This window comes from Bythopirellula polymerisocia, assembly GCF_007860015.1.
Classification (GTDB): Bacteria; Planctomycetota; Planctomycetia; order Pirellulales; family Lacipirellulaceae; genus Bythopirellula; species Bythopirellula polymerisocia.
Genome location: NZ_SJPS01000002.1, coordinates 569,372 through 583,940, shown reverse-complemented (window position 1 = coordinate 583,940; position 14,569 = coordinate 569,372). Strand labels below are relative to the sequence as shown.

The window sequence follows — 14,569 nt, the reverse complement described above, 5'->3', positions numbered from 1 at the left end:
CCCGGATGCTAGTGCAGCTAGAAACGCCGGGGGCTGCACGCCATGTTCCTTCGCCCACGCCAGTTTTTCCTCGGTAGAAAAACAGCAACATTCCTTCCAGCAAGTGGCCGCATCGGTACACCCGCAGCCACAGTGCATACATGGAAAGGGCTCGGTAATGACTTTCATCACCTGTTGCGGAAGGGGAATTCCCAGGGTCGCAATTGCCACCGCGATAGCACTCACTAATCCTGCGACGCGCCGCAGAGTGCAAAATCGCCAGTGAAAGAGGCAGGAAAACACAGGGGTGATCGGAAATTTGGGGGGAAACGGGAAGATTAATTGTGCAATCTATGATTTTGCTGAGGGGAGGTCAATAAGCTACGAGGGACAGCGAATACAACGCGAATGCAACGAATACAGGGCATTTGCGACTTCAGGAGGAATAGAACCAGAAAGAATGCCCTTATTTCACGGTGCAAGGCTGGAAACCCCGTTTTTAAGAGTGCTATGATGCATAATAGGTAGACAATTCACCACGTCACCTTGTCCTTGCTTATAGAGGCTAGCGTGACGAAACATTTTTTTGAAAGGACATTACTATGCGATTTTCATTTCTGATTGGTTCGTTGGCGATATGTTTGGCAACCGTTGTGGGTTGTGGGCAGGGCGACAAACAAAAAGCGGCCGACACGATGAAGGATGCAGCCACTGAGGTGGAGAAGGCTGCCGAGAAAACTAAGGAAGGCGCAAAAGACGCGATGGACGCTGCTAAGGATGCAACGGACAAAGCTGCCGACAAGGTAGGCGATGCTGCTGATAAGGTGAAGGACGCTGCCGAATCGGCTGGTAAAGCTGTGAAAGATACTGCCGTAGACGCCGCTGAAGGTGCTGCAGACGCAGCTGATGCCGCTGCCGATAAAGCACGAGAAGCCGCCGACGCCATCAAGTAGTTCGTGGCTATTTTTCGGATCCGAATTCAAAGTGCAGCAATTCCCAAGGATGCTGCACTTTTTTCGTTTACCGTCGGCGAACGGATATGGGCACGATGACGGCAGCGAGCAGGGCTAAGGCTAAACTGCCCGGTTCAGGGACAGCCATAAAGAACACATGATCCTGCAAGTTCGTGATACCACTGTTCAAGCGAATGATGTCTGAAAGCCTGAGCGATGATAGCCAAGCAAGGTCTCCGGAAAGTTCTTCATCACGGGTGTACCAAAATCGGTCGCCATCCCGCGCACGGGTGAATTGTTCGACCAAGCCCGCAGCGATTAACTCTCCGACTTGGCAACCGACGACGTGGTCTTCCGACAATGCACCGACCCAGGCGTCGATTTCGTCGACCGTGCCATAGAGAGACTGCAAGCCTGTCTGTACGGTCAGATCGGAACTAATGTCGGCAAACGTCAGCTTTGGGCTGAGCCCGAAGGCCACCCTCATTGAATTGTAGTCCGGAAGTCCGTGGTCACGCCCGCGTTGGATGTTCAGGCTGGCCAGGTCAAAACCGCCTGGGACAGGAATTCCAAAAAGAAAGTTGCGCACATCATCTACCATGTGCATGTCGACATCCTGCTGAACCTCCGATGCCAGCCCCTTGAGGTGGTACTCCAATTCATTGGTTGCTGCGAGATTTTGAGGCAGAAAGAAGGCATCTCGTAGTTCCATCGCTCCGCCTGGAGCCTCACTTCCATCATTCTGCATCCGCATCAGACTTTGCGGCAGCATCGTATGACCAACTCGGTATAGGGCCGTCGAGAACTCATTGAGAATCGAGGCGTTTAGCCCAGGATCATAAACGCTATTGATGTCGGGGGCGGCCGATCCCAAAAGTGCCGGCAGGAACTCCTGGTAGGTGATTGCTTGGATTTGGGCACCCACGAGCTTACGGGCCCGTTGATAGATCTGTTCATCGTCCCAGAGAGGATTAGCAACTGCGATTTCGTCTGCCAATCGATTGTGCTCTCGCATGAACAACGTATGTATCGCGGTAAGCCCCACTTGCTCGTTGGCCCGCACATCTCCTGCGACATAAAACTGGGTTGGATCGGCGGGCCCCCCGGTATCGTTGGCCAGTCCAAGCGTGTTGAGGGGGAGGAGATCGCCAGCACTCGTTTTGAGGCGGCCGCCACTGAGGGTTCTTAATGCGGCTGCCCTGGCACCATCTGATCCATAGACGTTTGAAGCATCAAGGTAGGAAGTGATCTGATTGATTTGCTGACGTGGGTTGGCGACCGATGTGCCAGTGGTCGTGTCGTAATTCGACCGATTGAAAGACATAGTTTGCGTTCCCGTATCGCCAGGATCAAAAATCGGATCACCGGCGGGAATCGAGATATGGTACGGCTCACTGGGAGAGGCTGATCCTGTCAAATCTAGATCGTGATCGACGAATTGGCCCCATTGAAAGACCCAACCGGTCATCGAGTGGGCGTTGGGTTGCGAGGCGGCCTGGGCAACGACCATGTTACTCACATCGCGAGGATTTGGCAGAGTCAGAGAGGAACCACGAGGTGTTGAGATGCCATCGTCATAAGCAGGGGCAGACATGCGGGCAAGGTTCGTCCCGGCGGCACCCCATGTAGAGTTAAGTAAATTGTTCCCCGTCCCATCGATAGATCGATTTTCTCCCAGAGCGATGGTCGAACCAAGGAAAAACACGACGAAAAAACTCGCCACGAACGGAAATCTTGGCGATTGATGAATGGCCGAGAACATAGCTGTCGTTTCTTCAAGAGTGGCAAAAAATGTGCTTCCCTGCATTGTCAGCCGTAATTACCTGCGAATATCCTAAACCCGGACTACTGAAATCGTACCGTAATGGGGAGAGGGAACACAAGGAAATTCTCGCCTTTTCAGCAGAATCCTGAGCCTTGGCAGGCTCAGTTGCCTAGTAAAACACGCTTCCAAACCGGTCTTCGCGAAATCTGCCCGATCTTCGGTGGATTGCGGTATAAGTGGCAATGCGGCTCGAAATCGGTTCCGAGCTTATGTAAGTCTCTCTGCACTCTAATTGTGGCATTCCCGGGTGTCAAAATTTTGGGGAGCTTCGATGCATTTTCACTCATGAATTTTTAAAAAGGAGTGATTTAGATGTCATAAACGGCAAGACTGTCAGCGTCAGACCCTTACAAAGAGTGAATCACATGCGGCAATTGACCACTGTCGATGGTTGGCTAGCAAATCGACATTTTTGTGCCCGTTGAGTAAAATATAGCCGCAAACTGGTTTACGAAGCTAACCTGCAACTCCTTAGATAGACATTCGATGCAACTACGAATCTTTTTGGCAGCCTCATCAATCGGGCTGTTATTTTCCCTAACTCAAGCTAGTGCGCTTCTCCCCGTTGGGAATCCACTCAATGCAACCATCTCCAAGACTTCATGGTCGGTAGAGTTGCAGGATGTAGTTACGATCCCGAATAGCAGTGGCTCTCTCAAGCCTCGTCTAGAGTTTCTGACCTCGGGGGGGATGCCCGGTCTGGCCTACGTCATTGACCAACGTGGGAAAATCTACTCTTTCGACCCGGCAGCCAGTTCGCCAAGCACTTCGCTTTTCCTCGATCTTTCTACTTCCGTAGGGAATTTCAACGATCAAGCTCAAACAGGCGTACGCGGATTGGCATTTCATCCAGATTTTAACAATCCTGGGACGAGCGGATTCCGAAAATTCTATACGTCCCACAGCCGGAATGGCTTTGCCCCCTTGGTCGGCAATCCCGTGATCTTTCCCTCGCCACCGGGACTCAATCACGATTCAGTTCTGGGAGAATGGGAATTGAATGCCAATGGAACTGTGAATACCAGTTCTTACCGCGAGCTACTTCGCATCGGTCAGCCGTTCAATGACCACAACATCGCTCAGATCAGTTTCAACCCGAATGCGACTTCGGGGGATCCAGACTTCGGCAACCTTTACATCGCCCTGGGGGACGGTGGCAACATTTCACCACCCATACAGACCATCGATCCGCACAACCTAGCCCAAGACCTCGGGCAACCTTATGGTTCAATTCTGCGCATTGATCCTTTGGCAAATGGAGGAAATCCTTATACGGTCCCTGTAGATAATCCATTTCGAATTAGCACAAATCCTGGAACTTCCCAAAACTTGATTTGGGCTTATGGTCTGCGAAATCCCCACCGGTTTACCTTCGACACGGCGGGAGAACATAAAATGCTCATCTCGGATATTGGTCAGGCGAACATCGAAGAGATCAATCTAGGTACGGCCGGTGCAAATTTCGGCTGGGACCTCCGCGAGGGAACCTTTCAAACTACGTCCATAGTTTCAAACGGATTGAATATCATTGATAACCTTCCTGCCAACCATGCCACGGATGCCTTCACCTATCCGGTTGCACAGTACGACCACAGTAACAATCTGGTCAACGGAAGTGGTGCCATAGTAGGGGGGTCCGTTTATCGAGGCACGGCTGTACCGCAATTGAAGGGTCTCTATATCTTTGGTGAATTCGCCAGCAATAGCGGGCCGCTTTTTGCCGTCGAGGTCGACGAACTCGTCGATCGCGATGATTTTTCCAACCTCAATAGTCTCAATGATGGACACCTCGCCCCCTTCCAAGAGATTCGACTCACTCACAATGGTGTCGAGAAGTCACTGCTTCAAATCATAAACGATGCCATTCCGGGATCTGTCTCCCGTACCGACCTCCGCTTCGGTGTAGGCCCAGACAACGAGATTTACGTGCTCAACAAGCGTGATGGTGTCATCCGTAGACTGGTCTCGGTGAGTGGTGTACTCGATGGCGACGCCGATCGCGATGGCGATGTGGATGGGGCCGACTTTCTCGCCTGGCAACGCGGAGTCGGTAAAACAGACGGCGCCTGGAGCGATGGCAACTTTAACGGAGACAGCACAATCGATGCCCTGGATCTGACCATTTGGCAGCAGAATTACAGCAACACCTTGCCGCTATTGGCATCGCAGATCGTACCGGAGCCAGAATCATTTCTTTTTGGAATTGGGCTCTTGCTCACGCTTCCATTGATAACTGGACGCACGCTTTCATTGAGATGTATTAGGGATTTGGCAATTTGAGATTTGATCCAGGAGAACAATTCCAGCCCACGACTGCTCAATGGTTTTACTCCTCCTTCGAGGTCCTCGAAGGGTAGTCCTAGGGTTCGTTCGAGAAGACGAGAACGGGGATCCCACCATCCTGGTAGCCTGGAGCTGGTTGTTGTCGATTTGGTGGCGCAACTACAGAGGTTGCCACCACCTCTATCAGTTTGAGGAGAGGCTAAGACGCAGCGGTTGGTCCATCTTCAGCGACTTGGCGTTGACGCAAAATGCCCGAAGTGATGAGCTCCGCCGGCAGTTAGCGGCATGTACTTGACGACTGCGGTGGGGGCACTGAACTTCCGGAAAGGGGTGGGTAGTTGTCAGTGTCACGCATAAGAGAGTTCTTGAGACTGTCTAGTAGATTTACCTCTTCCTTGAGAACACTCCTCCCACTGCAGCGAACAATAGAAAAACCCAGTTTGATGGCTCGGGTACGGCTGTTGACGCTGCAACTACCGGCGTTCCGTATTGGGCCTGCCACAATGCCAAATCGCCGCTGCCCGTTCCATTGGGAGATCCACCCCGTTGCCACACAAGAAAATCGTGACCATCGACGTCACCATCTTGATCATAGTCGCCCAAGACGAGCATTCCAGGTACTTGAAGCGTGTGGTCTATTACCTCCTGGGGAGTGAGCACGCGGTCATAGAGTGCGATTTCGTCCATGGTCCCGTCGAAATGTCGCAGATCAACGAAATCTCTTCCCCGGTTAATGCGAAAGGGAGTTGAAGTTACGTCGATGGAAGTGCCACCTATGAAACCTGGTGTCAAATTTGGATCTTGTTCCAGCGGGACAGGCAAGCCGTTAACGTAAAGTGTCGAGCCTGCGTCCGATGAGACGCCTCCTTGACGGGTCCACACGAGGTGCAGCCATTCTCCTAAGGGAACGGTATTTTGTGTCCGCTTGCCTCCGTTATAAAACCCGGTATAGACACGATTCAGGTTTGTATTTTGCGCTCCGAAATAAACCTCTTGACCAGTGCGAGATAAACTGCCGCTCACGCCACCCCCATCTCCCCAATGGAGATAAGGTCCCCACAGTCCAGCGGCACCACCTACTGGAAAAAAAATCAGTGTTTCGATCGAGAAGGTAGGGTTCCCCACTAGTGGCGACGAGCCCAGGGATTCAAGAAAATCGTCGATCGAATCGAATTCGACTCCAGCATCTCCGCTCGATGTCGGCATCTGTCGGCCAACAGTGCCATGGTAAGTCGCGTTGTATGCTGAACCCAAGCTGCCGAAGTTAACCGCCTGACCGGTTCCTTCCGCTAGTTGATACCACAGCAGGGGATTGTCATCTTGGATAGCCAATTGAAAGTCAACCGGTGCGGCAGAGACTTCAGACGGGAGCGTGATTAAAAGGAGTGCAATGGTAATAGCGCAAATTCGATACATGAAACCCTCGAAGAGTAGTTGGGTGCCTCAAGAGGTATAGTCCATTCTACGCAATTTCCGGCAGACTAGCCTTAGGCTACCAAGTAAGAAAAACAGGGTCAAACTTGCCGGTTCTGGTACGACATTCGCGATGGCGGCCAGGGGTAACACATTACCATGCTGCGTTTGCCAATCGCCCAAACTTCCAACGCTAGGATTTCGCTGCCACACCAGAAAGTCATTTCCATCAACGTCGCCATCTTGGTCAAAGTCGGCGGAGAATGGCGAAACCACTGCGAGCACCACGTTGGTCGCGTTGTAATTCACGTTCCACAAGAGTCCACCAATGGGAGGGAGATTCTCGACTGCGAAAACATCGTCCACGTCGACCGCCGTGATAATCTCAAAGCTGTCGCCAATACTCGGCATGAAGCTGTTGATGAGCGACACGTCGAGCCTTCCTCCCAGGTCAGCAATACCTGCGCCGAGGATGTGATTGAGTTGGTCGAAGTCACTGCCCGGATTGAGTCCTCCGATCTCGATTTCCAGGGTGCCGTTGTAGCTGACACTTCCACGGTTGACCGCCGCAGGCGAGAAACCAGGGGCATCGGTGCCCGTGATGTTGCAGTTGTCGCAGGTGCCTACGCCTTTGACGTAGCCGTTGAGGGTGATCGGATTGAGCAGGCTGTCGCCCACGATGCTGCCATTGTTGATGATCGGTTTGGTGGAATCATCCGGCGAACTAATGAGCCCTTCGCCGGTGACGTTATCAGTAAAATCGATCACGGCCCCATTGGCTACGTCGAGCATACCGCCGGTAGTGAGAGTGGTCAGCGCGCCGAGGTCGGCGGCGTTCGAGTCGTTCAGCGTAACGGTGTTACTGCCCACGTTCAGCATGCCATCGCTGGAGAATCCGATGGGTGTGGCGCTGTCACCCAGCGAAAGGCTGCCGTTAGCAGAAATCGTGGAACCAAACCCCGCGGCAAGCCTGGTGTTGACGTTGCCATTACCCGAGATGTTGTCGCCGATGCCCAAGACCACGCCATTAGCAGCGGTGATTGTGCCGCCAGCTAGTGTCGTCAGTGCCCCGATTTGGGCGAATCCGGCAGATTTTAAATTAGCTATGTTGCTGCCGACATTAAGCGTGCCCTCGTGGACGAAGCCAAGGAAGCTGGATGGATCACCTAATATATAACTGCCGCTGGTCACAGTGATCGTCGAACCGAAATGGCCATGAATCTCTGCTTCGACATAACCGCTGCCATCAATGGTTCCTTGCTGCGGAATGACCACGGGGGAACTGCTTTGAAACACGTCGCCAGTCATCGTGACCGTACCACTACGAAAGGTAAACGTTCCCCCAGCGAAGTTATTTAACTGTTCAGCAGTCAAGTGGCCGCCATCGAGCACTAATTCGCCTGAAGCGCCGATAGTCAATTCACCGGACGTAAAATGATGACCGTCACGAATTGTCAACACTGCGTCTCCTGTATTCCCCACGGTCACAATGCCATTGATTGCAGAAGACGCATTTCCCTGGAGAATCAGCATTGCTGTGCTGTTGCCATTGAGTGAATAGTCGCTGGAGCCCGGATCGAACGTCCCACCGTTGACAGTAACTGTGCCACTGTTAAAGGCGAACGTGCCGCCGTTGTTGCTCAGTGAAGTGGTAGTGAGTGAACCTCCGTCGATGGCGAGCGAACTGTTGGCATTCTGGATGACCGTCGAAGTGCCGACGGTGACCTGGGCACCTGCTCCAATTGTCGCCGAACCCGTGCCAGTGCCCCCGCCGTTACCCAGGGACAGACCAATATCCAATTCCAGTCGCGAGCCAATGCCGGCGACCGTCACGCTGCTAGTCGACGTGTCCGTACTCGCTACGCTCATCGATCCAGGCGTAATCAAGGCGCCACCGTCTGAGATGTCCAGTGTGGCGTCCCCTACTTTTCCAAGTTCGATAGTTCCCGAGCCGGTCACATCCCATCTTGACCCCGCCCCGTTGATGTTGATGTCGCCTGCGCCTTCGCCTGCTTCTGCAAATCTACCGACCGATCCGGTAAGACTTGTGACCAACGCACCACCGGTGATATTGAGCGTACCGTAGCCTCTATCGCCAACTACCAATAAGCCCGAGTTGTTCCAGTGGCTACCGCCACCCGAGACATTGACAGTTCCGATGCTATAGCTAGCAAGGCCGATAAGGGAGGAGTTGCTTGTGACAGTCGCGCCACCTGCTATATGCAGGGTGCCGTTGCCCTCGTGCCCGATGTGAATGGACCCAGAATTAGTCCAAGTCGATCCAGCGCCTTCGACAGTAACAATTCCCATCGAAATGCTTTCGAAACCGATATTTGCGTCCGTATTCTCGACCGTTCCACCGTCGGTGATCAAAAGAGATGCTTTGCCGCCGAGAAAGCCCAGATAGAGTGAGTTGCTGTTGGCCCAGATCGAGCCGTTGTCTCGCACAATCACGCTGCCGTTGCTACCTGGGTTGGAAGCTACTTTCCCAAGGGTGTTTTGGACACGCCCACCGCCACTAATCTCAAGCTGGCCGGTGCCTCCGTAACCGACTTCGAGCGGCGAGGCGAGGACCCAACCTGAGTCGGTGCCATCGACCCACACTCGGCCGACTCCAGAGGTATTGTAGGCGATAGTACCAATGCTCGTTGAGGTCACCGCGCCACCGCCACGGATTTCCATGGTGCCTGTGCCACTGCTGGCGATTGTCATCGAACCTGTGTTGGTCCAGATGCCAGCCGAATCGACCATCACACTGGCGACAGAGGTGGAACTTTCAGCGATAACAGAATCATGGTTCGAAACAGCAGCCCGGTTAGAAATGTTCAAAGAAGCTAACCCAGACGAACCCACGGTTAAGGAGCTATTAGCTCCAGTGAAGTAAAGAGTTGAGCCAGAGCCGGAAATATCGACCGTCCCAATGCTTGTGGAGCTAAAGCCAATAATGCCGTCATCGGCTACGACCACATCCGCTTCAGAACTGATGTGGAGCCGTCCTTCACCGCTATTGCCGACATAGAGGTCGCTCAACAGGCTATTGGTGATGTTCCACTGTGAAAATTCGCCGCTGATGTTTGCAGTGCCGAAAGAGTTGCCGTTTTGTCCTATGTACGTAGTGTTGGTAGTCAGTGTGCCAGCAGACATGTCCAACGTTCCTTCTCCATCCAAGCCAATATCAAGATTGTGAAGAGTCACGACCGCACTGCTATCGATTTCAATTCGCCCACCGTAGGTGATGTCCACGTCATTGGTGTTGAGGCCGGCAATGTCGAGAAAACCGATTTTCAAGAAATCGGCGGGATTGGGGGGAGCCACAGGACTCCAGTTCGACGGATTAAACCAATTGTCAGTCGCACCGCCGCCGCTCCAGACTCGAGAGACTCCTTGCGCAGCCACAGAAGTGGACAATAATGACGAAAGCAGAACACAACTTAAACCAAACTGGCATAAGCGAAAGCGCAATAACAAAGATCGACGAGTCATGACTAGAGCCCTACCGAAAGGATGAAAAGTAGCTCGTCTCAACCTGCTCCACATTCAAGTATCACCGTGGAGCAAGCCGAATGCAAGGAAATACAATCAGATAGGGTGGGAATATCAGGGAACTAAGCTCCGAGACGGCACCAATCGGTGTCGGTGACGACCCGGCTCCCAAACCATACTGTGCCTGCCAAAGCGCCAAATCTCCGATGTTGATTCCATTGGGTGATCCACCCTGTTACCTGAATTAGGACAATCCTGGCCATCAATTTCGTCGTAGGTAAAGTTGCCAAGCAAACGTGGGTTTGATGACGCAGTTAGGCGGGTGTTAACCAAGATCTGTGTCAAAATCCCGATCAGACGTTTTCGGCACAGTAATCCATGTGCCGTAAAAGCGTGTCACTTAGGTCGGTTCTTGGAAGTCTCGAAAACTGTTTGAGGTTTTCGCCAGCCTCTACTACCCGAACACGTGCTCCAGCAGTTCTTCGGTAAGCCACCCACAGGAAGGTTCCTCGGCATCGTAGGAATCAAGGAATCCGAAGTCCATTTTCTCAGCGACATTTGCCGCTGGCATGAGATCGTCCGCAGAGAACGCGGAGTCGACCATGGCCTCCTCCGAAGTTGATCGCACGACTGCCAGCAGATCTTCTTCAACCGTTGCCTTCCTCATCCACTCCACCGCCAGCGCCAGATCAACGAGTTCGCTATTCAACAGAGGCAAAGAACTTCCACTCTCAGCACTCAACCCTAAACTCTCACCCGTCACCAACGGCGGCGGTGCCACTCCAAATTGCCCCTGCCACACACCAAGGTCCAAGCCATCAACAAACATATCGTTGTTGGCATCGCCATCGCCCTTCTGGGCATTGGGCATGCCGAAGCCGCGTTGCCAGGCGAGAAAGTCGCGGCCATCGATGACGCCGTCGCCATCAAATTCGGCGGAGGCGATGATCGGGCCGGTCTCGAAGCCGGTGTAGGTGATCGTTTTGAGGTTGGTGGAGGTGACGTTACCATTGGACGATGAGCCATTCACCAAATAGTTCTGCGCTGCAGCCAGAGTCAGGTTGAGAGTATCACCAGGCGCGGTGGTCGGGTTGTTGCCCACAATACTGACAGTGGCATCGAGCAGCGGCTGGGCATAGACGGTGTCAGCACCCGTGCCAAGTGTGAGGGTCAGGGCGGTGATGTCAGAAAAGAACAGCGAGCCGCCGTCGCCGAAAAGATTGTCGCCGGCATGGGAACCCAGACTATTCGAATCGAGGTGGACAGTTTTGGCGTCGGAGTGGGCACTAGCCGAAACGATGAGGTTGCCGCCGTCAAATGGCGCCACGTTCCCTGCATCGAAATCAATCCGGCCGTGCAGCATCGACAGCAACGTGAGCGACCCGCCGATCAGCCCCGGCTGAAGCGTGTCGAAGCCGCCGTGGCCGTTGAAGATGGTTCGCGACCCGAGTGGCGTGCCAGCGGCGCGGAACGAGTCGCTTCCCGGACCCGCGTTGACGGTTAACTCCTCGTTGTTGGCGGTGCCAAGTACGAGCGAGTAACCGAAAAATGGTGCGCCACGCTGGATGCTGATATTCGAGACATTGCGCGTGTACCCCCACTCCGAGATCTCGAACGTGTTGTCGATATTGAATCGATCGAAGCCTCCCTGTCCGTCAAACGTAAACCCAGAAATGCTTGGGATGTTGGCTATCAGGTTACTGCCGCCGAAGTCGAGAGTATCATCGCCGAGGCCACCGTAGATAATTACTGGCGTCCCAGAGGAATACTGGTTCATCGTGAACGAGTCGTTGCCCGAGCCGGCGGTGAGTGTAATCTGATCCATGCTAGAGGTGGTAATTGTTTCAGGGATGAGGCCGCGGGCGATTTCAATTCTGTTCGTGCCGATCGTGTAACTCTCGTCGGTGGTTAGTGCGCTAGCATCGAGGGTAACAGTGTCGACACCCGGTTGACCGTTAAGAGTCAAAGCTCTGAACGTGTATCCACTTGGCTGCGGCGCAAGGACAAACGTGTCGGAACCCGACCCGCCGTTGACCGTAAAAGTGCCGAATGCGTGGCCAGCAGAGTAGATCGTGAACAAGTTGTCGCCCGAGTTTCCGGTCACAACGGTCGTGTTCATATTGCTGAACCCGAATACGTTGTGATCGTCGGCACCGAAACGCGGGATAAAGTAACCAATTCCGAGTTCATATCCGGTGGCCAACGGCTCGATGACGTCCATCGTATTGAACCCGCCGCCGCCGTCCATGGTCACGCTACCGGCCAGGCCGATGGAGGCGTCGTTGATTGTGAAAGTATCTCCTCCACTGCCGCCGACGAGTGCGACAGCGTTGGAAAAGAAGACCGAGTTCTGATAACCGAGTGTAAAAGTGTTCGACCCGGACCCGGCGTCAATATTGAAGAACTGGCCGAGGACGCCCGCGAAGGTGATTTCGTCATTACCCGTACCCGCAGCGATACCCACAGATTCAAAACTACTTGTGGAGAGGACGATCAGTCCTCCGAAAAAGATTTCGTTGTTGCGGACGTCCCAGATGCGGTTGGTCGAATCGAGATGATCGTCGAAGGTGATCTGGTCAGTACCATTTCCACCGTCGAAGCTCTGCGGTTGGATGCCGGTGAGGTCACCGCCGCCGATGATGAAATTGTCGTTGCCATCGTTGCCGTGGGCTTCAACATTGGGAAAAACTCCGTTGGCGATGTCTACGGTGTCGTTACCGCTGCCGAGATTGAGGACGATGCGGTCGATGTCGGAATAAGAAAAGCCTCCGAACCCAAAGCTCCGCGTGACCTCCGCCGCCGTGACACTATAAAGTGTAGAAGTCGTGTTGGTCTGGTCGTTCAAAACGACTTTGTCCTCAAAGCCTCCTCCACCGTTAAACGTAATGAGTGCGGCTATCGAATCGAGTGTGCCATTGCTGAGGTTGAGGGTATCGGCACCGCCCCCGCCATTGAAGGTGACGGCAGACTTGATCGCGTTGGCGCCTCCGTTGGGGGCAATACTGACAACGTCACTACCCCCTCCACCGTTAATGGTCACATTAGAAAACGCGTTGAGTGAATGCAAATTCAATGAACTGCCTCCTGAGTTCAGTTCGACCGTGAAAGGCACGAACCCTCCCATTCCATAGATATCATCCACACCCTGTCCCGGTCTGAGGACGATCGCATCGATCGAGGATCTCGATGTGATATTCACGCCTGTACTGGTAAGTGTTGAAGATCCGACCGTAATTGAGTCACTACCACTCGAACCGACCACAATCAGCGTATTGTTGCCGCTGTCGCCGCTGACGCTGATTGGTATGAGGGATTGCAGAGGATTGATTCGAATCGAATCGTCGCCGTCACCGGCCTCGATGACTATCGAAGTGACTGCTGATGCCAGAAAACTCGATTGCATGACGCCGGAAATACCGGTTCCAGGTACAGTGTTTCCGAGATCGATTTCGACGACGATGTTCGGACCCGAGGCGAAGATATTGATACTGTCACTACTGGGGAAGCCGAGCCCCGCGGGAAGCCCGCCGCGAATTAGCAACTCGCCGTCGCTTTGCAGCATTGTGTGAAATGTTCCGAACGCGATTGGCTCCGTGGTCGTATAGCCGTACACGTCCTTGAGCATGCTGACCATCAGATGCGATGGCAGGTAGCGAATCGAGGAATCGCCGCCCGCGGTGCCGACGTCGGCGACGCCGGTGTATGATAGTGAGGGTCCGAAGTATTGGTTCGGCGGATAGGCAACATGCACTGGCATTCCAGTGTCTGTTCCGCCGCCTCCGCCATTATTGCTCGTCATTAGCCCCTTAACACTCGGCCCGTCGAACGTCCAGAGAGTTCCCGGTGCATCACGCACATCCGCTTGAAAGGTGTTCGTGACGAAGGCGTTGTTTGTCCACGCCAGGCCGCCGCCATTGGAGATGCCCAAGATGTGGGCCATCTCGATCGTGATCAATGTCATGAAATCCGCCTCAATCCCCGAGCCGGGATTGGGAAGTGCTGCGAACGGGTTGAGGATCGTCCCACTATTGTATTCGGAATTGTCGAGCGGCGTAGAATCGAGGAACCATTGGCCACCATCGCCGAGACCATCTCCTGTGGTATCGTCCCCCCGGTTCAACGTGATCGTTCCAGCGCGCGGCTTGCCTCCGAGTACAGATGTGACCTGTCCCTGGCCTCCGAAGCCCGTACCCACCGTATTCATGTTGATAGTAACATCAAGTTGATTGACGCCACCACTCTGATTGAGGTTAGTAATGACTTGCCGCCAGAGGTCGATTGCTCCCTGTGCGGTGTTCCGCGCTATGTCGGCGTTGTTTCCGAAGACGCCAGCAAACCCATCGCTGTCGTTGCCTGGCACTCCACGGTTGGTCCACTCAATGCCCGACAACATACGTCGGTCTTCCAGAGACTCGAAAGCCAGATGCCTTGTGAGCAGATTAGGGGACTTCACATGGTTCGGTCGGCGAGAACTGCGGAATTTGCGCATTGTTTTTGGCTCCATAGTTTGGCCACACCCTGGGCGCAGAACGCTCACATGGTTGGGTGGTGACTAATCGTCACGCGGGGGAAACACTACGAGAAGAGGTCAGCAATGCAATCGCATTCTGACGCCAGTTCCATTTTCGAGCGG

At 53.7% G+C, this 14,569-nt stretch carries 6 protein-coding genes; 2 read left to right on the top strand and 4 right to left on the bottom strand.

Annotated elements, in window-relative coordinates; translation table 11 throughout:
• Positions 1-581: 581 nt before the first annotated feature.
• Positions 582-932 carry a hypothetical protein gene (locus Pla144_RS08450; protein WP_197530508.1) on the top strand — a complete coding sequence of 117 codons (351 nt, stop codon included), beginning with the start codon at positions 582-584 and terminating at the stop codon, positions 930-932.
• A gap of 67 nt (positions 933-999) precedes the next feature.
• On the opposite strand, the gene Pla144_RS08445 is transcribed toward Pla144_RS08450, so the two are convergent.
• On the bottom strand, positions 1,000-2,694 hold the full coding sequence (locus Pla144_RS08445; RefSeq protein ID WP_146450002.1) for a peroxidase family protein: 1,695 nt from the start codon (positions 2,692-2,694) through the stop codon (positions 1,000-1,002).
• 549 nt (positions 2,695-3,243) lie between these two features.
• Between Pla144_RS08445 and Pla144_RS08440 the strand changes: the two genes are divergently transcribed.
• Entirely contained in the window at positions 3,244-5,037 is a 1,794-nt protein-coding gene (locus Pla144_RS08440) for a PQQ-dependent sugar dehydrogenase (RefSeq protein ID WP_146450000.1), read from the top strand.
• A gap of 387 nt (positions 5,038-5,424) precedes the next feature.
• On the opposite strand, the gene Pla144_RS08435 is transcribed toward Pla144_RS08440, so the two are convergent.
• The 3 genes from Pla144_RS08435 to Pla144_RS08425 all read right to left on the bottom strand — a co-directional run bounded on the left by Pla144_RS08435 (position 5,425) and on the right by Pla144_RS08425 (position 14,425).
• Positions 5,425-6,456 carry a LamG domain-containing protein gene (locus Pla144_RS08435; RefSeq protein ID WP_146449998.1) on the bottom strand — a complete coding sequence of 344 codons (1,032 nt, stop codon included), beginning with the start codon at positions 6,454-6,456 and terminating at the stop codon, positions 5,425-5,427.
• 27 nt (positions 6,457-6,483) lie between these two features.
• A complete protein-coding gene (locus Pla144_RS08430) occupies positions 6,484-9,936 on the bottom strand; it encodes a hypothetical protein (protein ID WP_197530507.1) in 3,453 nt (1,150 codons plus the stop codon).
• A 454-nt stretch (positions 9,937-10,390) separates the two neighbouring features.
• Positions 10,391-14,425, bottom strand: a complete 4,035-nt coding sequence (locus tag Pla144_RS08425) for a beta strand repeat-containing protein (protein ID WP_146449993.1) — start codon at positions 14,423-14,425, stop codon at positions 10,391-10,393.
• Positions 14,426-14,569 lie beyond the last annotated feature (144 nt).

Coding starts and splice junctions, on each gene's coding strand:
- Pla144_RS08445 (WP_146450002.1), bottom strand. CDS start 2,694: ATGTTCTCGGCCATTCATCAATCGCCAAGATTTCCGTTCGTGGCGAGT.
- Pla144_RS08440 (WP_146450000.1), top strand. CDS start 3,244: ATGCAACTACGAATCTTTTTGGCAGCCTCATCAATCGGGCTGTTATTT.
- Pla144_RS08435 (WP_146449998.1), bottom strand. CDS start 6,456: ATGTATCGAATTTGCGCTATTACCATTGCACTCCTTTTAATCACGCTC.
- Pla144_RS08430 (WP_197530507.1), bottom strand. CDS start 9,936: ATGACTCGTCGATCTTTGTTATTGCGCTTTCGCTTATGCCAGTTTGGT.
- Pla144_RS08450 (WP_197530508.1), top strand. CDS start 582: ATGCGATTTTCATTTCTGATTGGTTCGTTGGCGATATGTTTGGCAACC.
- Pla144_RS08425 (WP_146449993.1), bottom strand. CDS start 14,425: ATGCGCAAATTCCGCAGTTCTCGCCGACCGAACCATGTGAAGTCCCCT.